Annotated in this window: 25 protein-coding genes; 20 read left to right on the top strand and 5 right to left on the bottom strand. The window is 67.9% G+C overall.

The window, feature by feature from the left end; translation table 11 throughout:
- The first annotated feature begins 9 nt into the window (after positions 1-9).
- Positions 10-399: a hypothetical protein gene (locus tag AAHM44_RS19945; protein ID WP_269573983.1), complete on the top strand. Its 390-nt coding sequence runs from the start codon at positions 10-12 to the stop codon at positions 397-399.
- Here the strand turns inward: AAHM44_RS19945 and AAHM44_RS19940 are convergent.
- Positions 396-596: a hypothetical protein gene (locus tag AAHM44_RS19940; RefSeq protein ID WP_269573982.1), complete on the bottom strand. Its 201-nt coding sequence runs from the start codon at positions 594-596 to the stop codon at positions 396-398. The genes AAHM44_RS19945 and AAHM44_RS19940 overlap by 4 nt on opposite strands.
- Complete coding sequence (gene cobS, locus AAHM44_RS19935) at positions 593-1,597, bottom strand: cobaltochelatase subunit CobS (RefSeq protein ID WP_184161029.1); 1,005 nt, start codon at positions 1,595-1,597, stop codon at positions 593-595. The genes AAHM44_RS19940 and cobS overlap by 4 nt, the downstream gene beginning before the upstream one ends.
- A 184-nt stretch (positions 1,598-1,781) precedes the next feature.
- On the opposite strand from cobS, the gene AAHM44_RS19930 reads away from it, so the two are divergent.
- Positions 1,782-2,444, top strand: a complete 663-nt coding sequence (locus AAHM44_RS19930; RefSeq protein ID WP_342251070.1) for a hypothetical protein — start codon at positions 1,782-1,784, stop codon at positions 2,442-2,444.
- Between the two features lie 207 nt (positions 2,445-2,651).
- Here AAHM44_RS19930 and AAHM44_RS19925 read toward each other — a convergent pair whose 3' ends face one another.
- Positions 2,652-3,347, bottom strand: coding sequence for a winged helix-turn-helix transcriptional regulator (locus AAHM44_RS19925; protein WP_342251069.1), 696 nt, complete (start codon positions 3,345-3,347; stop codon positions 2,652-2,654).
- A 78-nt stretch (positions 3,348-3,425) separates the two neighbouring features.
- On the opposite strand from AAHM44_RS19925, the gene AAHM44_RS19920 reads away from it, so the two are divergent.
- Genes AAHM44_RS19920 through AAHM44_RS19885 form a run of 8 tightly spaced genes read left to right on the top strand, consistent with a single transcriptional unit; the run spans position 3,426 to position 7,941 of the window.
- Positions 3,426-4,118 (top strand): DUF899 family protein, encoded by a 693-nt coding sequence (locus AAHM44_RS19920; protein ID WP_269573979.1) that lies wholly within the window; start codon positions 3,426-3,428, stop codon positions 4,116-4,118.
- A gap of 23 nt (positions 4,119-4,141) precedes the next feature.
- The gene (locus AAHM44_RS19915; RefSeq protein ID WP_342251068.1) at positions 4,142-4,582 is read left to right on the top strand and encodes a VOC family protein; all 441 of its coding nucleotides are present in this window, start codon (positions 4,142-4,144) and stop codon (positions 4,580-4,582) included.
- Positions 4,569-4,967: a DoxX family protein gene (locus AAHM44_RS19910; RefSeq protein ID WP_269573977.1), complete on the top strand. Its 399-nt coding sequence runs from the start codon at positions 4,569-4,571 to the stop codon at positions 4,965-4,967. Before AAHM44_RS19915 ends, AAHM44_RS19910 begins: the two co-directional genes overlap by 14 nt.
- Positions 4,968-4,995: 28 nt before the next feature.
- Complete coding sequence (locus AAHM44_RS19905) at positions 4,996-5,475, top strand: VOC family protein (RefSeq protein ID WP_269573976.1); 480 nt, start codon at positions 4,996-4,998, stop codon at positions 5,473-5,475.
- A gap of 11 nt (positions 5,476-5,486) precedes the next feature.
- Positions 5,487-6,140 (top strand): glutathione S-transferase family protein, encoded by a 654-nt coding sequence (locus tag AAHM44_RS19900; protein WP_269573975.1) that lies wholly within the window; start codon positions 5,487-5,489, stop codon positions 6,138-6,140.
- Between the two features lie 24 nt (positions 6,141-6,164).
- Complete coding sequence (locus AAHM44_RS19895; protein WP_269573974.1) at positions 6,165-6,521, top strand: DUF1428 domain-containing protein; 357 nt, start codon at positions 6,165-6,167, stop codon at positions 6,519-6,521.
- Positions 6,518-7,303 carry a VOC family protein gene (locus tag AAHM44_RS19890; protein ID WP_342251067.1) on the top strand — a complete coding sequence of 262 codons (786 nt, stop codon included), beginning with the start codon at positions 6,518-6,520 and terminating at the stop codon, positions 7,301-7,303. The genes AAHM44_RS19895 and AAHM44_RS19890 overlap by 4 nt, the downstream gene beginning before the upstream one ends.
- Entirely contained in the window at positions 7,300-7,941 is a 642-nt protein-coding gene (locus tag AAHM44_RS19885; RefSeq protein WP_269573972.1) for a glutathione S-transferase family protein, read from the top strand. Before AAHM44_RS19890 ends, AAHM44_RS19885 begins: the two co-directional genes overlap by 4 nt.
- 57 nt (positions 7,942-7,998) lie before the next feature.
- Here AAHM44_RS19885 and AAHM44_RS19880 read toward each other — a convergent pair whose 3' ends face one another.
- Positions 7,999-8,613: a J domain-containing protein gene (locus AAHM44_RS19880; RefSeq protein ID WP_269573971.1), complete on the bottom strand. Its 615-nt coding sequence runs from the start codon at positions 8,611-8,613 to the stop codon at positions 7,999-8,001.
- 36 nt (positions 8,614-8,649) lie between these two features.
- On the opposite strand from AAHM44_RS19880, the gene AAHM44_RS19875 reads away from it, so the two are divergent.
- The 3 genes from AAHM44_RS19875 (at position 8,650) to AAHM44_RS19865 (ending at position 11,007) form a co-directional block, all read left to right on the top strand.
- Positions 8,650-8,934: a BolA family protein gene (locus AAHM44_RS19875; RefSeq protein ID WP_269573970.1), complete on the top strand. Its 285-nt coding sequence runs from the start codon at positions 8,650-8,652 to the stop codon at positions 8,932-8,934.
- An 85-nt stretch (positions 8,935-9,019) separates the two neighbouring features.
- Positions 9,020-9,919, top strand: a complete 900-nt coding sequence (locus AAHM44_RS19870; RefSeq protein ID WP_269573969.1) for a pirin family protein — start codon at positions 9,020-9,022, stop codon at positions 9,917-9,919.
- 200 nt (positions 9,920-10,119) lie between these two features.
- Positions 10,120-11,007 carry an alpha/beta fold hydrolase gene (locus tag AAHM44_RS19865; RefSeq protein ID WP_342251066.1) on the top strand — a complete coding sequence of 296 codons (888 nt, stop codon included), beginning with the start codon at positions 10,120-10,122 and terminating at the stop codon, positions 11,005-11,007.
- A 21-nt stretch (positions 11,008-11,028) separates the two neighbouring features.
- Here AAHM44_RS19865 and AAHM44_RS19860 read toward each other — a convergent pair whose 3' ends face one another.
- Positions 11,029-12,123, bottom strand: coding sequence for a DUF2332 domain-containing protein (locus AAHM44_RS19860; protein WP_342251065.1), 1,095 nt, complete (start codon positions 12,121-12,123; stop codon positions 11,029-11,031).
- 64 nt (positions 12,124-12,187) lie between these two features.
- Between AAHM44_RS19860 and hisG the strand changes: the two genes are divergently transcribed.
- The 7 genes from hisG (at position 12,188) to AAHM44_RS19825 (ending at position 20,599) form a co-directional block, all read left to right on the top strand.
- Positions 12,188-12,841, top strand: a complete 654-nt coding sequence (hisG, locus tag AAHM44_RS19855; RefSeq protein ID WP_184161073.1) for an ATP phosphoribosyltransferase — start codon at positions 12,188-12,190, stop codon at positions 12,839-12,841.
- On the top strand, positions 12,838-14,130 hold the full coding sequence (gene hisD, locus AAHM44_RS19850) for a histidinol dehydrogenase (RefSeq protein ID WP_342251064.1): 1,293 nt from the start codon (positions 12,838-12,840) through the stop codon (positions 14,128-14,130). Before hisG ends, hisD begins: the two co-directional genes overlap by 4 nt.
- Positions 14,130-14,519 (top strand): hypothetical protein, encoded by a 390-nt coding sequence (locus AAHM44_RS19845; RefSeq protein ID WP_342251063.1) that lies wholly within the window; start codon positions 14,130-14,132, stop codon positions 14,517-14,519. Before hisD ends, AAHM44_RS19845 begins: the two co-directional genes overlap by 1 nt.
- A 154-nt stretch (positions 14,520-14,673) precedes the next feature.
- A complete protein-coding gene (nusB, locus tag AAHM44_RS19840) occupies positions 14,674-15,135 on the top strand; it encodes a transcription antitermination factor NusB (protein WP_269573964.1) in 462 nt (153 codons plus the stop codon).
- A 139-nt stretch (positions 15,136-15,274) separates the two neighbouring features.
- Positions 15,275-16,120 carry a thiamine-phosphate kinase gene (gene thiL / locus AAHM44_RS19835; RefSeq protein WP_342251077.1) on the top strand — a complete coding sequence of 282 codons (846 nt, stop codon included), beginning with the start codon at positions 15,275-15,277 and terminating at the stop codon, positions 16,118-16,120.
- A 110-nt stretch (positions 16,121-16,230) separates the two neighbouring features.
- Positions 16,231-18,411 carry a sodium-translocating pyrophosphatase gene (locus AAHM44_RS19830; protein WP_269573963.1) on the top strand — a complete coding sequence of 727 codons (2,181 nt, stop codon included), beginning with the start codon at positions 16,231-16,233 and terminating at the stop codon, positions 18,409-18,411.
- A 349-nt stretch (positions 18,412-18,760) separates the two neighbouring features.
- Complete coding sequence (locus tag AAHM44_RS19825) at positions 18,761-20,599, top strand: methyl-accepting chemotaxis protein (RefSeq protein WP_446746009.1); 1,839 nt, start codon at positions 18,761-18,763, stop codon at positions 20,597-20,599.
- Positions 20,600-20,625: the final 26 nt, after the last annotated feature.

Here is a 20,625-nt window from a genome sequence, read left to right as displayed (position 1 = left end):
GGGGATTGGATGAAGTTTCTTGACCGTATCGGCCTGGGGCGGATGAGCCACGGGGAGTATAATGCCAACCTCACCGGACTCGGCATCTTCTTCGGCGCAGTGCTCGGCTTCGTGATGGCGAGCACCGAGAACCTGACCACCAAGGACTATGTGCTGGTCCTGTTCACCACCGCGGCGATGGTGATCACCATCCTCTATGTCTCGTCGAGCCGGCACCGGATCGCCTATTCGATCCTCGCTTTCGCCTTCATCGCGGCGCTGCCCTATATCCTAGGGCTCCTGGTGACCCCGGGCGCACAATTGCCGCCCAAGCTCCAGCCGACGCTGGCGGTGTGGCTGGCGATGACGCTGATCGCCGAGTTCAACCCGCGCGACCGCGAGACCGGGAAAACCGCCTAGCGGCGCCACAACCGCCGCCAGAAGCCGCGCCGCACGGGCGGCTGCGGCGGCGAGGGCTCAACCTTGCCCACGCCCATCCGCGCGTGGATCAGGTCCTTGAGATAGGCATATTCGTCGCCGGTAATCGGCCCGCCCTCACCCCCGCGCGCCGTCCAGCGGCGGGGGTGGAGCGGATCGTCGTCCGGCGTGTCGCTCAAGCCTTGCCGACCACGCTTTCGGGCAGGTCCTTGCCGAACACGCGCTGGTAGTATTCCGCCACCTGCGCGCGTTCCGCCTCGTCGCACTTGTTGAGGAACGACAGACGGAACGCGAAGCCGACATCCTTGAAGATCTCGGTATTCTGCGCCCAGGTGATCACCGTGCGCGGGCTCATCACGGTCGAGATGTCGCCGTTGACGAAACCCTTGCGGGTCAGGTCGGCCACGCGGACCATGTTCTCGACCAGCTCCTTGCCGCCCGGCTTGTCGAAATCGCCCGACTTGGCGAGGACGATCTGTGCCTCGACCGCGGCGGGGAGGTAGTTGAGCGTCACCACGATGTTCCAGCGGTCCATCTGGCCCTGGTTGATCTGCTGGGTGCCATGATAGAGGCCGCTGGTGTCGCCCAGGCCGACCGTGTTCGCGGTGGCGAACAGGCGGAAATAGGGGTTCGGGCGGATCACGCGATTCTGGTCGAGCAGCGTGAGCTTGCCCTCGGTCTCGAGCACGCGCTGGATCACGAACATCACGTCCGGGCGGCCCGCGTCATATTCGTCGAACACCAGAGCCGTCGGCGTCTGCAGCGCCCAGGGGAGCAGGCCTTCGCGGAACTCGGTGATCTGCTGGCCGTCCTTGAGCACGATCGCGTCGCGGCCGATCAGGTCGATACGCGAGATGTGCGCATCGAGGTTAATGCGGATGCACGGCCAGTTGAGACGCGCGGCGACCTGCTCGATATGCGTCGACTTGCCGGTGCCGTGATAGCCCTGGACCATCACGCGGCGATTGTGCGCGAAGCCCGCCAGGATCGCGAGGGTGGTATCCGGATCGAAGACATAGGCCGGATCGAGATCGGGCACGCGCTCGTCCGCTTCGCTGAACGCGGGGATTTCGAGGTCGGTATCGATCCCGAACAGGTCGCGTGCGCTCACCATCTTGTCGGGCGAGTCGAGGATCGTGGTGCTCCGGCTGTCGGGCTGAGTGTTGGGGATGTCCGCCATGTCTTCGTCCTTCCGTCGCCTGAGCGACTAGAAGCTCCCGTGCCGCACTGCAACGGGGATCGCGCAAAAGCCGCGATCCAAACGACCGAGCGCCGGCCCTTCCCTCGAATCGGCTTTCATGGGATCATGACGTCATAGCAACGGTCGCGCGTACACCGATTCTTGTCATCACCTGGGGAAGTCGATGAACTGGAAGCTGTTGTTCCTGGCGCTGCTTGCGCCGCTTGCGGCCTGCGACTGGGGCCAGCAGCCAGCCCAGCCGCCCCATCGCCCCCCGCCCCCGGTGACCCGCCCGATCGATCGCGGCCCCGACTGGCTCGCCGCCGTGCCCTATTGCGAGGGCGCGCTGCGCCGCGGCCAGTGGCTGGTCTGCGATAACAAGGGCCTGAACTGGCTGCACCGCACGCTCGCCAACCAATGGGCCGAGGATCGCCAGGGCGCGACCCGCCAGCAACTCTGGGTCCAGCGCCAGCAGCTTCAGGCGCTGGCAAGCGAGCGCGACGCCTGCGAGACGGCGGAATGCGTGGCCACCGCCTATCGCCGCTATCTGCGCAAACCCGATCGCTGGGTGCCCGAGCCCGGCGGCTGGAACCCGCCGCCCCGGCCGCGCCCCCGCCCGGTCCATCACCGCCCGCCGGCCCCCAAGTACAACTGGCGCGACAATGGCGCGACCTGCGCGTCGAAGATCGGCTGGCAGAAGGCGGCGCTGCTCGCGCGGCAATGCGCGGTGGTCAATCCGGACGGCCAGTGCGGCCCCCAGCGCTCGTGCGGCGCGCTCAAGACGATGATCCTCGACGGCTGCTGGGACATGGGCGACCGCAAGCCGGGCTTCTGCGGGCGAGTCTAACGCAGGCACCAAGCCGATTCGCGCCGCGTTCAGCGCGTGGAGTTTACGAACCATATGGTAGGAGGGGCCTGTTTCCCCATCCCATGCGTGCGCCCGTAGCGCACGCGATCGAGGGAGGAAGAGAAGCCGGCTTGCATCCACCAGGATGGAACTGGCGACATCCTACATTGCAAGGGCAGCCTCTCCCTTCCAGGAAGGGGACCGTCCCTAATCGTTCTCGAACCGCGGCAGCCCGAACAGGTCGACGAAGCGCTGGCCCGCGGCGAGGTCGCCGGTGACCGCCACCCGCCCCTCGCGGATCGACTCCGTGAGCGGCAACGGGCCGTAGAAGGTCGCGGCCAGCAGCGTAGGCACGCCTTCGAAGATCACCTCCGCCCCGGCCGGATCGCGCCGCTCGATCACCAGCCCGCCCTCGACGATCGCCGCGCGGAACGGCTCGCCGCCGACCCGGAAGCCCAGGTCGATCGAGAGGCCCCGCGCCGGCTCGCGCGCGATCATCGTCTTGAGCGACAGCATGAAGGCGCCGTTACTGAGCGGCAGCGTGACGTCATGCGCGGGCGAACCCGCCGCCCAGCGGCTCAATGCGAAGATCGGTTCCTCGAGCTGGGCACCCCATTTGGTCAGCTCATAAACCTGGGCGTTGACCGGCGAGGGCAGCTGCCTGCGGCGGATGATCCCGCCCTTCTCGAGCCCCTCGAGCCGCTGGGTGAGGATATTGGCGCTCAGCCCCTCCAGCGCGCCGCGGATCTCGCCGAAACGACGCGGCCCCAGCAGCAATTCGCGAACGATCAGCAGCGACCAGCGTTCTCCGATCAGATCCATTGCGAGCGCCGTCCCGCACGCGTCCTGATACCAGCGGCGCGCCTTGGCGAAGTCGTTGCTAGTTACTTTTTGTGACTCCATGGTTGCTTTTAATAACTGATGGGCGCATCAGGATCAAGAAAGCGATTCGCGAAGCCCCCAAAGCGGAGGTTTATTCCGATGACACTCGTTCCCGCCGCAGAACTGGCCGCCCGCGAAACCGCGCGCTGGCCGAATGAGAGCCCGCAATATCGCCAGGCGCGCACCGCACTGCTCGCCGAGGAGATCGAACTGCGCCGCCATATCGAGGCCGTCGCCGAGCAGCGCCGCGCCCTGCCCGCCGGCCCCGAAGTGACCAGCGACTATCGGTTTGAGGGCGAGCACGGCCCGGTCCACCTGGCCGACCTTTTCGGCACGCACGACACCCTGGTGATCTACACCTGGATGTTCGGACCCCAGCGCGAACGCCCCTGCCCGATGTGCACTTCCCTGCTCTCGGCCTGGGATGGCGAGACGCCCGACATCGAGCAGCGCGTCGCCTTCGCGGTGACCGCACGCTCGCCGATCGACAAGCTCACCGCGTTCAAGGCCGAACGCGGCTGGCAGCATCTGCCGCTCTATGCCGACACCGACCAGGCGTTCAGCCGCGACTATAACGCGATCGCCCCGGACGGCAGCGACATCCCGCAGCTGCTGGTCTTCACCCGCCGCGACGGCACGATCCGGTTCTTCTGGGCCGGCGAGATGGGCGCCGAAAGCATGGATCCCGGCCAGGACCCGCGCGGCGCGCCCGACCTGATGCCGCTCTGGACGATACTCGACTGCACGCCGGAGGGCCGCGCGCCCGACTGGTATCCCTCGCTCACCTACTGACAAGAACCACCAGGAGAGAAGCAATGCCCCAGATGATCTTCGTCAACCTGCCCGTCAGCGACGTGGCCAAGTCGACCGCCTTCTACGAGGCGATCGGCTGCACCAAGGATGCGCGCTTCAGCAACGAGCAGGCATCGGCCATGCAGCTGAGCGACACGATCGTGTTCATGATCCTCAACCGCGACTTCTTCCAGACCTTCACCCCCAAGCCGATCGCCGATGCGCATGCGGTGACCGAGGCGCTGATCTGCATCTCGCGTGACAGCCGCGATGCGGTGGACGCGATCGTCGAGGCAGCGGCAAGTGCCGGCGGCAGGGCCGATATCCGCGAGAAGCAGGACATGGGCTTCATGTACGGCCGCAGCTTCGAGGATCCGGACGGCCATATCTTCGAGCCGATGTTCATGGACATGGAAGCGGCGATGGCTGCCTTCCCCGAAGGCCCCGCGCATGAGCCGGCCTGATCCCGTGCAGCGCAACCGCATCCTCGGCTGGTGCCTGAGCGGGCTGGTCCTGCTGTTCCTGGCGATGGACGCCGGCGGCAAGCTGATCGCCCCGGCGCAGATGATCGCCTACAGCCCGCCGATCGGCATTCCCGCCGAGCCGGGGCTCTACCAGCAGCTGGGCGTGATCCTGGCGGTATGCGCCCTGCTCTATGCGGTGCCGCGCACGGCGGTGCTCGGCGCGATCCTGCTCACCGGCTATCTGGGCGGTGCGGTCGCGCTGCACTGGCGGGTGGGCAGCCCGTTGTTCAGCCACACCCTGTTCGGCGTCTATCTGGGCGTGATCGCCTGGGGCGGGCTGTGGCTTCGCGATCCCCGCGTCCGCGCGCTGATCCCGATCGCCTGAGAATATCAGAGTCCAAAGGAGAGGACCGATGGCAGACAAGATCACCACCGTATTGTGGTTCGACCATGTGGCCGAGGAGGCCGCCAATTTCTATACGTCGCTGCTACCCGACAGCCATGTCGGCAAGGTCTATCGAGCGCCCGGCGACAATCCGAGCACCGAGGAAGGCGCGGCGCTGGTCGTCGAATTCACCCTGGCCGGGCGCAGCTATGCCGGGCTCAACGGCGGGCCCAATTTCAAGCCGAACGAGAGCGTGTCCTTCCAGATCCTCACCGAGGACCAGGAAGAGACCGATCGGCTGTGGAATGCGATCGTCGGCAATGGCGGCCAGGAGTCGATGTGCGGCTGGTGCAAGGACAAATGGGGCTTCAACTGGCAGATCACCCCGCGCCGGCTGATCGAGATAAACTTCGGCGATGACCCCGATGCCGCGCGCCGCGGCTTCGAGGCGATGATGACGATGAAGAAGATCGACATCGCGGCGGTCGAAGCCGCGGCGAAAGGCTGAGGAGAGATGCCATGGCTATCGAGATCACCGGCTTCAACTGGGTGCCCGACTTCGCCCGCGGCTATGTCCGCGACCTCAGGCCGCGCTGGGCCTGCGAGGAGATCGGCCTCCCCTATTCCACGCGGCTGATCAGCCCGATCCCGCCCAAGCCGGCCACCTATTTCGAGGAGCAGCCCTGGGGCCAGGTGCCGGTGCTGCACGACGGCGGCATCCAGCTGTTCGAAAGCGGCGCGATCCTGCTCCACCTCGCCGAGAAGGACACAAGGCTGCTGTCGCGCGACCCGCAGCAGCGGGCGACGACGCTCGCCTGGCTGTTCGCTTCGCTCAACAGCGTCGAGCCCGGCCTGTTCGAGTTGGGCAACGTCACCCTGTTCTCGAAGGACGAGGAATGGGCGAAGCTGCGCCGGCCGAGCCTGATGGAGGACATCGGCAAAAGGTTCGACCGGCTCGCCGATGCGCTGGGCGACCGCGAATGGCTGGGCGACGGGTTCAGCGTCGCCGACATCGCGATGGTGACGGTGCTGCGCAATGCCGACAACAGCCCGCTGATCACCGAGCGGCCGACGCTCGCCGCCTATGTCGAGCGCGGCATGGCGCGGCCCGCCTTTCAGCGCGCGATGGCCGCGCAGCTGGCCGATTTCCAGCCCGCGCCCGTCGCGGCCTGACACCCGGATAAGAGGAGAGAGATGATGACCTATATCGACGGTTTCGTAGCCCCCGCGCGCGATCGCGAGGCCTATCGCGCGATGGCCGCCAAGGCGGCGCCGGTGTTCCTCGAGCATGGCGCGCTGCAGGTGGTGGAGAGCTGGGGCCATGACGTGCCGCGCGGCAAGACCACCGATTTCTACATGGCGGTGAAGGCCGAGGACGGCGAGACGCCAGTCTTCTCCTGGATCGTCTGGCCCGACAAGGCGACGCGCGATTCCGGCTGGGAAAAGGTGATGGCCGACGAGCGGATGAAGCCGCCGGCCGAGATGCCCTTCGACGGCAAGCGCATGTTCTGGGGCGGGTTCGAGACGATCGTGGACACGGGAGAAGCCAAGTGAACGCGCATGGGAGCTTCATCTGGTACGAGCTGCTGACCAGGGATGCCGGCAAGGCCAAGGCCTTTTACGACTCGGTCTGCGGCTGGAACATCGATGCCCAGCCGGCGCCGGGCGGCATGGACTATCGCATGATCAACGCGGAGGACGGCCAGGCGGGCGGCGTCATGCAGCTGAATGCAGACATGGTCGCCGGCGGCGCGAAGCCCGTCTGGCTCGGCTATCTCGGCGTCGATGACGTCGATGCCTCGGTCGCCGCGGTAGTCGCCGAAGGCGGGCAGGTCCATCTTCCCGCTTTCGACATTCCCGGCGTCGGCCGGCTGGCGATGGTCACCGATCCGCAGGGCGTGCCCTTCTACGTGATGCGCGGTGCGGTGGACGCGACCAGCACCGCCTATCAGCGGATGGGCTTCGGCCATGTCAGCTGGAACGAGTTGCTGGCGCCGGACGATGCGGCCGCGCTCGCCTTCTACGCGAAGCTGTTCAACATCGAGAAGGTCGGCGGCATGCCGATGGGCGAGATGGGCGAGTACAGCTTCATCGCCAATGGCGACAGCAAGGGCGAGGCCGTCGGCGCGGTGATGAAGGCACCGCCGGGCGCGCCGACCGGCTGGGGCTTCTATTTCCGCGTGCCCGACATCACCGAGGCGCAGGCGAAGGTCGAGGCCGGCGGCGGCACCGTCGTGCAGGGGCCGATGGAAGTTCCCGGCGGCGAATGGGTGATCAACATCGTCGATCCCGAGGGTGTTACCTGTGGCCTGGTCTCGCCGGGCAAGAGCGGATGACGATCACCATCACCGCCTTCGATCGCTCCCCCGATGGCGGCAAGGGGCTGGCCCGCGACACAAGGGTGCGCTGGGCGCTTGAGGAAGTCGGCCAGCCCTATGATGTGCGGCTGGTCACCTTCCCGGAGCTGAAGCAGCCGGCGCATCTGGCGCTCCACCCGTTCGGCCAGATCCCGACCTATGAGGAAGGCGATCTCGCGCTGTTCGAGACCGGGGCGATCGTCTTCCACCTGGCGGAGCGATTTGCGGGACTGCTCCCGGCGGATGCCGATGCGCGGGCACGGGCGATCAGCTGGATGTTCGCGGCGGTGAATACGATGGAGCCGCCGATCCTCGACCTGACCACCGCGAGGATCTTCGAAGGCGACAAGCCCTGGGCCGCCGAACGGTTGCCGCTGGTGCAGGCGCGCATCCGCCCGCGCCTCGACCAGCTGGCCGCGCGGCTGGGCAAAGCCGAATGGCTCGACGGCGATTTCAGCGCGGGCGACCTGATGATGGTCTCGGTACTGCTCCGCCTGCGTCCCTCGGGCATGCTCGACGACTATCCGACGCTCGCGGCCTATGTCGCCCGCGGCGAGGCCCGCCCGGCCTACCAGCGCGCCTTTGCCGACCAGCTGGCGGTGAACACGCGCGCATAGGCACTTGGCTCCACGTCTCCCGTTCCCCGGCGAAAGCCGGGGAGCAGGTCAGGCAACCTAGGCGAACGCCGGCGCGGTCTTCAGGTGCTGGTACGCCTCGATCACGCGCTGGAGTCGCCCCTCATGGCTGCGGTCGCCGCCATTGCGATCGGGATGGAACTTGCGGACCAGCTCCGAATAGCGCTTGCGCAGCATCGTGCGGTCGGCGTCGATCTCGAGGTCGAGGACCTTGAGCGATTCCCGGTCCTTGCCCGACAGCGGCTTGCCGTCCTTGCGCTCGGCACGGTCCTTCATCCGGTCCTTGAACCGCGCGCTGATCGCGTCGAGCGGGTCGGCGAAATCGGCCCAGCGCGGCGGGCGGTCGGCGCCGCCGGTGCCGTTGAAGGCACGCGTCTCGCGCTCCCAGCCGGCATAGGGCCGCTGGGCGTCGTGGATCTCGTCCGGGCTCATGCCCTGGAAGAAATTGTAGCCCGAGTTGAACGCGCGGACGTGATCGAGGCACAGCCAGCGATATTCGCCGGGGCCGTCAAAGGTCGCCCGGCTCTCGCCCGCGGGCGCGCGGAACTCGCCCGGCTCGTTGCAGCCCGGCTCGGAACATAGTCTTCCCTGCGCCTCCACCCGGCCGTGGAACCGCGCATTCGGCCTGTCTTTCTTCGGGTGGCTGTCAGCCACGTGACCTCCCTTGAGCAAACCGCCTATATAGGCGCGATGACAAACCCTGCCAGCGGCGGACTCGCCGACATCATCGCTGCCCGTCTCACCGCCGCGCTCGCCCCGACGCATCTCGAGGTGATCAACGACAGCCATCACCATAGTGGTCATCTCGGCGACGACGGCACCGGCGAATCGCACTGGACCGTGGTGGTGGAAAGCCCCGCCTTCCAGGGCCAGTCGCGCGTCCAGCGCCAGCGCATGGTCAACACCGCGCTCGCCGATCTGCTCCAGGCGCGCATCCACGCACTGGCGATGAAGGTGCGCGCGCCGGGCGAATGAGCGCGACCCGAAAGGGTGGGTTTCCAAACTGTGGCTGTCCGCCGAACATGGCGCAGGCTAGCTATCTGGTGACGAGAGGGCCCTTATGACCGACGAGCTTTTCACCCAGATCATCACGCCCACCACCCATGACCTTGGCGGGTTCAAGGTGCACCGCACCCTGCCCTCCAAGCCGCGGACGATGGTGGGGCCGTTCATCTTTTTCGACCAGATGGGCCCGGCCCGGCTGACCGTCGGCACCGGCATCGACGTGCGGCCGCATCCGCACATCAACCTGGCGACGGTGACCTATCTCTATGCCGGCGCGATCGATCATCGCGATTCGCTCGGCACCTTCGCGACGATCGAGCCGGGCGCGGTGAACCTGATGACCGCCGGCCACGGCATCGTCCATTCCGAGCGCTCGCCCAGCGCCGAGCGCGAGAAAGGCCCCGAGCTTTCGGGCATCCAGACCTGGCTGGCCCTGCCCGAGGACCGGGAAGAGATGAACCCGGCGTTCGAGCATGTCTCGGCCGCCGAGCTGCCGATCGTCGAGGACATGGGCGCGCGCTGCCGCGTCATCATGGGCGAGCTGTGGGGCGCCAGGGCACCGACAACCACCTATGCCCAGACCATCTATGCGGACATCGAGCTGGAGGCCGGCGGCGCGGTGCCGATCGATCCCTCCGCGACCGAGCGCGCCGTGTATCTCGCCTATGGCGATGCCAGCATCGACGGGATCGAGATGGAAGTCTCGACCCTCTACATCCTGCGCCCCGGCATCACCGCGATCCTGCGCTCCGGCAGCGGCGGGCGCGTGGCGCTGTGCGGCGGCGAGGACTTCGCGACGCCGCGCCATGTCTGGTGGAACTTCGTCTCGTCGAACCGCGACCGGATCAACCAGGCCAAGGAAGACTGGAAGGCCGGCAACTTCCCCAAGGTGCCAGGCGACGACAAGGAATTCATCCCGATCCCCGAAGTGCCCAAGACGGTGAGCTATCCCTAGCACCCGCCTGAGCGTCTGCCGCCGCAAGGCGCGTTATCCCTCAAGGGAAGACGCGCTGGCGGCGATCGCGAAGAGCGGCTGGGAACTGCGCCCCTATCGCTGCGACCGGTGCTGGCAGTACCACCTGACCAGCCGGACCAAGGGGAAGCGCTTGCCGCGCGGCGCCTGATCGCTAGGCTCGCCTGAAAAGGAGAGGCGACATGGCGGAGTTCGAGACCCAGCGCATCGCGCTGCCCACCGGGGTGGAGCTGAACGTCGCCCTCGCCGGCGATCCCGCCAACCCGCCGATCGTGCTGCTCCACGGCTTCCCCGAATCGCACCGCACCTGGCGCCACCAGATCGCCGCGCTCGCCCGCGACCATTATGTCATCGCGCCCGACCAGCGCGGCTTCGGCTATTCCTCGCGCCCCGCGGGCGTGGCGAGCTACACGCCCGACAAGCCGGTGGGCGACCTGCTCGCGCTCGCCGACCATCTCGGCATCGGTCCGTTCACGCTGGTCGGGCACGACTGGGGCGGCGCCATCGCCTGGATGGCCGCGCTGCAGAACCCGCAGCGCATCGCCCGCCTGGTCATCGTCAACGCGCCGCACCCGCTGGTCTTCCAGCGCAGCATCTTCGACGATCCCGCCCAGCGCGCGGCGAGCCAGTACATCACTGCCTTCCGCAACCCCGATTTCGAGCAGTTCGTCGAGCGGATCGGGCTCGAGACCTTCTTCGACGAGAGCTTCGCCAAATATACCGACGCGGCGAAACTGGAGCCGGAGAAGCCCGCCTATCTCGCCGAATGGAGCCAGCCCGGCGCGATGACCGCGATGCTCAACTGGTACCGGGCCAGCGCGATCCTGGTGCCCGCGCCGGCCGAGACGCCCGAGCGGCCGGCATGGCTCGACGCGCCCTTCCCGCCCGTCACCCAGCCCACCCTGGTGATCTGGGCGATGCAGGACACCGCGCTCCTCCCTGTCCAGCTCGACGGGCTCGAGGCGCTGGTGCCCGACCTCACCGTCGTCCGCATCGCCAGCGCCGGCCATTTCGTGCCCTGGGAAAAGCCCGAGCTGGTCAACGAGGCGATCATGGAGTGGCTGTCGTAGCGACACACCCAGTTGCTACCCCTACAACACCACCTGCGCCGCCGCATCCAGCGCGATCCCCTCGGTCGCGCGCGCGTCGCCGGGGCGGACCCAGGCGGCATGGGCATGCGCGGTGGCGACCACTTCGCGCGCCGCGGGGCCGGGCCAGGTCCGGATGCTGACCACCTGCTCGCCCAGCGCCCGGTCGGGCTCCATCGCCACCCAGGCAAGCGGGCGCGACGCCGTGGCGCGCGCCCCCGCGGCTTCCATCGCCGCGCGGATCCGCGCCGTCCGGTCATCGGGGATGTATTGCCACACCACCGAATGCATCAGCACCCGCGTGACGCCCTCGGCCTGCGGCTCGGCCAGCCGCGCCTCCATCCAGTCGGCGGCATCCGCGCGATCCAAAGACACACCCCGCGCCCGGATCATCCCGATCGCCGCCTGCAACCGCTCCAGCCGCTCGGGCTTCTCGGCCCAGACATAGGCGGCGAGCCGCGCTTCGACCGCGGGATCGGTCACGTCGAGCGGCGCGATGTCGCTGCCCCGCGTCGAGACGATCTCCAGCGGCGGCAGCGCTGGCGTCGGCCCCAGCCATTCCGGCGCGATCGTGATCGGCGAGTCCGCCGGCCCCAGCATCGCCCCGCCCAGATCGAAGCGGAAGCGATCGATCAGCAGGTTGAGCCCACCGCTCGATCCGATCTCCAGCACTTCCAGCTTCGGACCCAGGCGCCGCGCCACCTCGACCAGCCCGACGATCAGCGCACCGGAGCGCCCCGCCTCGTTGGTCTGCGGCGGCCCGTCGAGCCAGGGCAGCAAGTCAGCATCGTTGCGCGCCAGCACCCGGTTCAGCGCATCCTGCAGCGCCGCGCCCGAAACCCGCCCGGCGAATATCTCCGCCAGCTCGGCATCCGCCCCCGCCAACACCAGCGCATGCAGCCCGCCGATCAGCCGGAGCGGCAGCGCATCGCGCGTCGGCTCCCCCGTCCAGTCGAGCACCGCCCGCCCCGTCCCGCTGCTCCGGTCGAGCCCGTCGGCCAGCGCCGTGCAGAGTTCGGCGTAGATGGGCGCCGCCATCTTCCGGCAATAATATTCCTGGATCCGGAACGCCCCGCGGTTCGTCGCTTCATCGGCCACAAGAAATACCTCCGCGGCCGCTCTGTTGCGCCTGGGGGGTGCCCCGAGTAAAGCCCCGGCTTCGATGACCGAACCGCTGATCCTTGCCGTCCCCAAGGGGCGCATCCTCGACGAGGCGCTGCCGCTGCTCGCCCGCGTCGGTATCATCCCCGAGCCCGACTTCTCGAACGAAAGCTCGCGCGCGCTGCGCTTCAAGACCAACACGCCGGCGATCGACCTGATCCGCGTGCGCGCGTTCGACGTGGCGACCTTTGTCGCGCATGGCGCCGCGCAGCTCGGCATTGTCGGGTCGGACGTGCTTGCCGAGTTCGACTATTCGGAGCTCTACGCGCCGGTCGATCTCGGCATCGGCCATTGCCGCATCTCGGTCGCCGAGCCGGCCGACCTGGCGGTGAAGGACGATCCGCGCGGCTGGAGCCATGTCCGCGTCGCGACGAAGTATCCGCACATCACCCGCGCCCATTTCGAGGCGCGCGGGGTGCAGGCCGAGTGCATCAAGCTCAACGGCGCGATGGAGCTGGCGCCGGTGCTCGATCTCGCCCCGCGCATCGTGGACCTCGTCTCCTCGGGCCGCACGCTCAAGGAGAACGGCCTGGTCGAGGTCGAAGTGATCGCCGAGGTGAGCAGCCGGCTGGTGGTCAATCGCGCCGCGTTCAAGACACGGGCGACCGATGTCGTCCCGCTGGTCGACAAGTTCCGCAAGGCGGTGGCGGCATGATCCGCCTCAACGCCTCCGACGCCGGCTTCTCGGCCGCCTTCACCGATCTGGTCAACGCCCGCCGCGAAGCCGACGAGGATGTCGCGCGCGACGTGACCGCGATGATCGCCCGCGTCCGCAACGAAGGCGACGCCGCGGTCAGGGAACTCACCCAGCGCTTCGACAGGTTCGACCTCGATGCCCAGGGCTGGACGCTCGACCGCGCCGATTGCCTCGCTGCCTGGGAGGGCCTCACCCCCGAGCTGCGCGACGCGCTCGAGCTCGCCGCCGAGCGGATCGCCACCTATCACGCCAAGCAGAAGCCCGAGGATCGCGACGAGATCGATTCGACCGGCATCCGCCTCGGCGCACGCTGGAAAGCCGTCGATGCCGCCGGCGTCTATGTGCCTGGTGGCCGCGCCGCCTATCCCAGCTCGGTGCTGATGAACGCACTGCCGGCCAAGGCGGCGGGCGTCGGCCGGCTGGTGATGGTCACGCCGACGCCGAACGGCGAAGTGAACCCGCTGGTGCTGGCCGCCGCGCACCTCGCCGGGGTCGACGAGATCTGGCGTGTCGGCGGGGCGCAGGCGATCGCCGCGCTCGCCTATGGCACCGAGACGATCGAACCGGTCGATGTCATCACCGGCCCGGGCAATGCCTGGGTGGCCGAGGCCAAGCGTCAGCTCTACGGCGTGGTCGGCATCGACATGGTCGCCGGGCCGAGCGAGATCGTGGTGGTCGCGGACAGCCGCAATGACCCGGACTGGATCGCCGCCGACCTGCTCAGCCAGGCCGAGCATGACCCGACCAGCCAGTCGATCCTGTTCACCGACAATGCCGATTTCGCCGACCAGGTCGCCGAAGCCGTCGAGCGCGCGCTGGTCAGGCTGGCGACCGAGCGGACCGCCCGGGCGAGCTGGGACGCCAATGGCGCGATCATCGTCGTGCCCGATCTCATCTCCGCGATGCCGCTGGTCGATCGGCTGGCGCCCGAGCATCTGGAGCTCGCCTGCGATGCGGCGGAAGGGCTGTTCGACATGGTGCGCCATGCCGGCTCGGTGTTCATCGGCCGCCACACGCCGGAAGCGGTGGGCGATTATGTCGCCGGTCCGAACCATGTCCTGCCCACCGGCCGCCGCGCGCGTTTCGCCTCGGGCCTGTCGGTGCTCGACTTCATGAAGCGCACCAGCTTCCTCTCGCTCGACCAGGCCGGCCTGGCGGCGATCGGGCCGGCGGCGGTGGCCCTGGCGAACGCGGAAGGCCTGCCGGCGCATGCCGAGTCGGTCGCCATTCGCTTGCGGAACACGTGATGCGCGCGCCCGATCTCGACGAGGATGGCTGGTGCCTGGCAAGCGCGGTGGACTATCACGCGCTCGACGCCGAAGTCTTCGACCTGCCCGACGAAGCGACCCGCACCGGCCTTAAGCCCGGCGACTTCGCCAAGCTGATCTTCCTGATCGCCGTGGAGGAAGACGAGGAGCCGATCACCGACCGGATGTGGGTGGTCGTCCGCGAAACCGCCGATGGCGGCTATTTCGGACTGCTCGATAACGAACCCGACATCGACGAGAATGACGAGTTCTGGCTGGGGACGGAGGTTCCGTTCGGGCCGGAGCATGTGATCGAGGTCCAGCCGGGCAACGCCGAGAGCGTCGCCTATGCCGCACGGACGCCGCTGAAAGTGTGGCCGCGGGGTTGAGTTCATCGTCACCCTGAACTTGTTTCAGGGTCCAACTCTCCCCAAACGATATCCCTCGCGGCTCCTTGGATGCTGAAACAAGTTCAGCATGACGAAGTTGGGCCTATCGCAAGACGCTTTGCCAACTCGCCCGAAGCGACCTATGGGGCGCAGCATGCCAAGCCATCAAGCAAAGTCCCGTTCCAAGGCGCGCGCCGCCGCGCGCCTCGCTGCCGTGCAGGCGCTGTACCAGCACGAAATGGAAGCGGTCTCGATTCCCGCGCTGCTCCACGAGTTCCACAATCATCGCCTGGGCGCGACGATCGAGGACGTGGAATATGCCGAGGCGGACATCGCCTTTTTCGACGACATCGTCACCGGCGTGAGCGAGCGCCGCGACGAGATCGACCGGATCATCGCCGGCAAGCTGACCGCCGACTGGACGCTCGACCGGCTCGACAAGCCGATGCGCCAGATCCTGCGCGCCGGCACCTATGAGCTGATGGCGCGCAAGGATGTGCCCGTCGGCGCCGCGATCAGCGAATATCTCGACGTGACCGACGCATTCTACGACCGCCGCGAGAAGGGCTTCGTCAACGGCATCCTCGATGCCGTGGCCAAGGAAGTGCGGGGTTGATCCCATTCCTCCCCCGGAGGGGGAGGGGGACCGCCGCTAAGCGGTGGTGGAGGGGTAGCGCGCCTCACGCTTCATCGCTCGTGGAGATTACACCTCCACCAGCTTCACTGGTTCCCCTCCCCCTCCGGGGGAGGATTGGATTGTGAACGAAGCCGAGTTCATCGCCGCCCTGCGCACGCTGCCGCTCCACCCCGGCGCGCAGGAACTCCGCGACGACACCGCCATCCTGGCGATCGGGGGCGAGACGCTCGTCCTCACCCATGACGCGATCGCCGAGGGCGTGCACTACCGCCCCGGCACCGATCCGTTCGACGTGGCCTGGAAGCTGGTCGCCACCAACCTCTCCGATCTCGCCGCCAAGGGTGCCGAGCCGGTGGGCCTGCTGGTCGGTGCGGTGCTGGTCGATGGCGCCGAGCGCTTCGTCGAGGGGCTGCGGGCGATCCTCGCCGAATATGACGTGCCGCTGCTCGGCGGGGATACCATCTCGGTTTCGCCGGCCACCTTCGGCTGCACCGCGATCGGCCGGGCGACCTTCACCCCGGTGCCGCGGCGCGACGGCGCGCGGCCGGGCGACGGGCTGTGGATCACCGGGCCGGTCGGCGCGGCGATGCTCGGTTTCGAGACCGGGCAGGGCAGCGCCTATCTGCGCCCGCGGCCCCGGCTGACCGACGGGCAGGCGCTGGCGCCGCACGTGACGGCGATGATGGACGTGTCCGACGGGCTTCTGCTCGATGCCTCGCGCATGGCCGAGGCGAGCGGCTGCACAGCCGATATCACGCTCGCGAAGGTGCCGGTGGCCGCCGGGGCCGACCCGCTGCGCGCGGTCACCTGGGGCGATGATTACGAGCTGCTGTTCGCCGCGCCCGCCGGGTTCGAGCCGCCGGTGCCGGCCGCGCGGATCGGCGGGATGATCGCCGCCGGAAAGGCACCGCTGCTGCTCGATGGGCAGGCCCCGGGAATCGCGCTGGGATACCAGCATCGCTGAGCGGCTTGCGCTGAGGGCACGCGCCCGATAGCCTCCCCCATACCGGGCCTTTTAAATCCGGCACACAGACCGGCGCGGCTCGATATCCAATAGGGGAAGGGCTTGAACGCATGACGATTGTGTACATCGCCATAGCCTGCGGCGTGCTCGCAGTGCTCTATGGCTTGTTGACCAGCCAGCAGGTGCTGAACGCGCCGGCGGGCAACGAGAAGATGCAGAGCATCGCCGCTGCCATCCAGGAAGGCGCCAAGGCCTATCTCGGCCGGCAATATACTACGATCGGCATAGTCGGCGTGATCGTCGCCGTGGTCGTGTTCTTCACGCTCGGCACGCTGCCGACGGTGGCGTTCCTGGCCGGTGCGGTGCTTTCGGGCGCGGCCGGCTTCATCGGCATGAACATCTCGGTCCGCGCCAATGTGCGCACCGCCGAGGCCGCGCGCGGCTCGCTGCAGGGCGGGCTGACGCTCGCGTTCCGCTCGGGCGCGATCACCGGCATGTTCGTGGCGGGGCTGGGGCTGCTCGCGATCGCCGTGCTGTTCTGGTACCTGGTCGGCCCCGCCGGCCTCACGCCCAATTCGCGGGCGGTGACGCTGGCGCTGACCGCGCTGGCGCTCGGCGCCTCGCTGATCTCGATCTTCGCGCGTCTCGGCGGCGGCATCTTCACCAAGGCCGCGGACGTCGGCGCCGACCTGGTCGGCAAGGTCGAGGCGGGCATCCCCGAGGACGATCCCCGCAACCCGGCGGTGATCGCCGACAATGTCGGCGACAATGTCGGCGACTGCGCGGGCATGGCCGCCGACCTGTTCGAGACCTATGTCGTGACGCTCGGCCTCACCATGGTGTCGATCGCGCTGCTGGTGAAGAACCTCGCGCCCGAGCTGCTGCTCAAGCTGATGGCGCTGCCGCTGATCGTCGGCGGCGTGTGCATCATCACCTCGATCATCGGCACCTATATGGTCCGCCTGGGCAAGAGCCAGTCGATCATGGGCGCGCTCTACAAGGGCTTCTGGACCACCGCGATCCTCTCGGTGCCCGCCATCTGGTTCGCCACCCAGTATACGCTTGGCGACATGCATGCGGTGATCGGCGCGCTGCCGGTCGATCCCAGCGCCTTCCTCGAGCCGAGCGACGCGATCACGCCGGAAGCGGCGGCGGGGCTCGCCTCGGGCGCGCAGTTCACCGGCATGAGCCTGTTCATCTGCATGATGATCGGCCTGGCGGTGACCGGCCTGCTGGTGTGGATCACCGAATATTACACCGGCACCAACTATCGCCCGGTCAAGTCGATCGCCAAGGCATCGGTGACCGGCCACGGCACCAACGTCATCCAGGGCCTGGCGATCAGCCTCGAATCGACCGCGCTGCCGACGCTCGTCATCGTCGTCGCGGTGATCGCCGCCTACCAGATCGCCGGGATCATCGGCGTCGCCTTCGCCGCGACCTCGCTGCTTGCGCTGGCCGGCATGGTCGTCGCGCTCGACGCCTATGGCCCGGTGACCGACAATGCCGGCGGCATCGCCGAGATGGCCGGGCTGGAGGACGAAGTCCGCCACAAGACCGACGCGCTCGACGCGGTGGGCAACACCACCAAGGCCGTGACCAAGGGCTATGCGATCGGCTCCGCCGCGCTCGCCGCCCTCGTGCTGTTCGGCGCCTATACGACCGACCTCAAGGAGTTCTTCCCGGACGTCCCGGTCGATTTCAGCCTGAACAACCCGTACGTCATCGTCGGCCTGCTGCTCGGCGCGCTGCTGCCCTATCTGTTCGGCGCCTTCGGCATGACCGCCGTCGGCCGCGCGGCGGGTTCGGTGGTCGAGGACGTCCGCCAGCAATTCGCCAACGACAAGGGCATCATGGCCGGCACCAGCCGTCCCAACTATGCCCGCACGGTGGACATCGTCACCAAGGCGGCGATCAAGGAGATGATCGTCCCCTCGCTGCTGCCGGTGCTCAGCCCGATCGCGATCTACTTCATCATCACCGCGGTCGCCGGCCAGTCGCAGGGCTTCGCCGCGGTCGGCGCGATGCTGCTCGGCGTGATCGTCTCGGGCCTGTTCGTCGCCATCTCGATGACCTCGGGCGGCGGCGCCTGGGACAATGCCAAGAAATATATCGAGGACGGCAATTACGGCGGCAAGGGATCGGACGCGCACAAGGCGGCCGTGACCGGCGACACCGTCGGCGATCCCTACAAGGACACTGCCGGCCCGGCGGTGAACCCGATGATCAAGATCACCAACATCGTCGCGCTGCTGCTGCTCGCGGCGCTGGCGGGCCACGGCGCGGGCTGATCCGGGCCACCTGAAACTGAGGGGCCGCCGGCGCGATCCGGCGGCCCTTTTTCATGCCCGATCGGGGCGGGATCGCCCCGCCGTTTTGCGATTGCAAAAAGCGACATCGTCGCCGCGAGGGGCCGATTTTCCCCTTTTCCGGCAATAGTTTGCCACAAATCCCTCCGTAAGAATACGTACGTAAAATTCGTAATTCATGCCGCATCGCGCCACGCACCTCGGCAATAAAATACTGAAATTGCGTGATTTATCGCTACATCATCTGTCGCGCCCACCGCCACAGTTGCAAAAACTGCATCTGTCCCGCCGCCTATAATGATCCCGAAACAGGAAAAAAGGGATCCGGCTGGTGCGATTGAAGATTGGTGCAAGGGTCAATTTGATCGGTGTGGCCTCGTTCCTGGGGCTGGTGCTCGTCACGGTGCTGTCGCTGATGCAGCTGAGCAGCGTCATGCGCGGCGGCATCGCCGACCAGACGCGCAAGACCGTAGAGGTCGCCTACAGCACGATCGCCCATTACCAGGCCGAGGAGCAGGCCGGCCGGATGACCCGCGCCCAGGCACAGGCCGCCGCGCTCCAGGCCGTCTCGGCGATGCGCTATTCCGGCAAGGAATACTTCTGGATCAACGACATGCAGCCACGGATGCTGATGCACCCGATGAACAAGGCGCTGGTCGGCCAGGACGTGTCCGCCACCAAGGATCCGAACGGCGTGCCAGTATTCACCTCGATGGTCGACATCGTCCGCGCCAAGGGCGAGGGCTTTCTCGACTATAGCTGGCCCAAGCCGGGCAGCGAGCAGCCCCAGCCCAAGATCTCGTTCGTGAAGGGCTTCGCGCCCTGGGGCTGGGTGGTCGGCAGCGGCGTCTATGTCGACGACGTGCAAGCCGCCGTCGGCGCCGCCGCGTGGCGCCAGGGCGGTATCGCGCTGGTCGTGATCCTGCTGGTCAACGCCATGGCCTTCATGCTCGGCCGCACGATCAAGCTGCCGCTGGTCGCGATCACCCGGCGCATGCGCGGTCTCGCCGATGGCGACAAGGACAGCGAGATCCCCGGCCTGAGCCGCGGCGACGAGATCGGCGAGATGGCCGGCGCGCTCGAAGTGTTCCGCGAAGCCGCCGTCGCCAAGGAGCGCGCCGAGGCCGCCAAGGCCAAGGCCGATGCGGAACAGCAGTTCGTCGTCGACACGGTCTCGCAGCAGCTCGGCCAGCTATCGGAAGGCGACCTGACCGCCGAGATCAAGGCCGAGTTCCCGCCGTCCTACGGCACGCTCAAGTCCAACTACAACAAGGCCGTCGGCAACCTGCGCGACCTGATCGGCGCGCTGTCCACCGCCGCGGTGGCGATCCGCACCGGCGCGAGCGAGATCGCCTCGGCCTCGGAGGACCTCGCCCGCCGCACCGAAGCCAATGCCGCGAGCCTCGAGGAGACCTCCGCTTCGCTCACCCAGATGCGCGGTCGCCTCGAAAGCTCGAGCGAAGCCTCGACCCGTACCGTGGCCCAGGCCGATGGCGCGATCAGCACCGTCTCGGGCGGCCGTGCGATCGCCGAGGAAGCGGTGCAGGCGATGACCCGCGTCGCCGACAGCTCGAAGGGCATCGACAGCGTGATCGAGGGCCTCGACAAGATCGCCTTCCAGACCCGCGTCCTCGCGATGAACGCCGCCGTCGAGGCGGGCCGCGCCGGCGAGGCGGGCCGTGGCTTCGCGGTCGTCGCCGATCTCGTCTCGGCGCTGGCGATGCGCTCGGAGGAGGAGGCCGGCCGCGCCCGCGACCAGCTGACCGCCACCCAGACCGACATCGTCTCGGCGGTGGACCGGGTCCGCGAAGTCGATGGTGCGCTGGCCGACATTTCGAGCAGCGTCGAGCAGGTCCATGAGCTGGTCGCGAAGATGGCCGAGGACAACCGCGCCCAGTCGAGCACGATCGGCGAGATCGCCTCGGTCGTCTCGGCGATGGACACCTCGACCCAGCAGAATGCGGCGATGGTCGAAGAGACCTCGGCGGCGGCACGCAGCCTCTCGGGCGAAGTCGACCACCTCGCCGACCGCGCCGCCCAGTTCCGCACCGAGGACGCGCCCCGCGCGACGCGGTCGGTGGCCAGGCCGGCCGCAGGCGCCAAGCCCCGCCCGGCCGCCGTGCCGATCGCCAGGGCAACCGCGGACGCCGGCGACTGGGCCAGCTTCTAAACCCCAGTTCCCCGGCGGAAGCCGGG

This window comes from Sphingomonas sp. OTU376, assembly GCF_038440415.1.
In the GTDB taxonomy this organism is placed as follows: domain Bacteria; phylum Pseudomonadota; class Alphaproteobacteria; order Sphingomonadales; family Sphingomonadaceae; genus Sphingomonas; species Sphingomonas kyeonggiensis_A.
This window is presented reverse-complemented; position numbering and strand designations above follow the sequence as displayed.